At 51.5% G+C, this 359-nt stretch carries 3 tRNA genes; all 3 read right to left on the reverse strand.

The window, feature by feature from the left end:
• Position 1: 1 nt before the first annotated feature.
• Positions 2–76, reverse strand: a tRNA-Gln gene (locus QMZ65_RS25215).
• A gap of 27 nt (positions 77–103) precedes the next feature.
• Positions 104–178 (reverse strand) — tRNA-Gln (locus QMZ65_RS25220).
• A 6-nt stretch (positions 179–184) separates the two neighbouring features.
• Positions 185–261: transfer RNA gene (locus QMZ65_RS25225), tRNA-Met, on the reverse strand.
• Positions 262–359: the final 98 nt, after the last annotated feature.

Raw genomic sequence — 359 nt, forward strand, 5'->3', positions numbered from 1 at the left:
TTGGCTGGGGTGCAGGGATTCGAACCCCGGAATGCTGGTATCAGAAACCAGAGCCTTACCGCTTGGCGACACCCCAATAATGCGTTTTCAAATTGTCTTTAATTGGCTGGGGTGCAGGGATTCGAACCCCGGAATGCTGGTATCAGAAACCAGAGCCTTACCGCTTGGCGACACCCCAAAAATTTGGTGGCTACGACGGGATTTGAACCTGTGACCCCATCATTATGAGTGATGTGCTCTAACCAGCTGAGCTACGTAGCCTGAGTTTACTGCTTACTGCATCCGATAATGGCTGGGATACCTGGATTCGAACCAGGGAATGCCGGTATCAAAAACCGGTGCCTTACCGCTTGGCGATA

It is taken from the genome of Pantoea sp. EABMAA-21 (assembly GCF_030053335.1).
Lineage (GTDB): Bacteria > Pseudomonadota > Gammaproteobacteria > Enterobacterales > Enterobacteriaceae > Pantoea > Pantoea communis.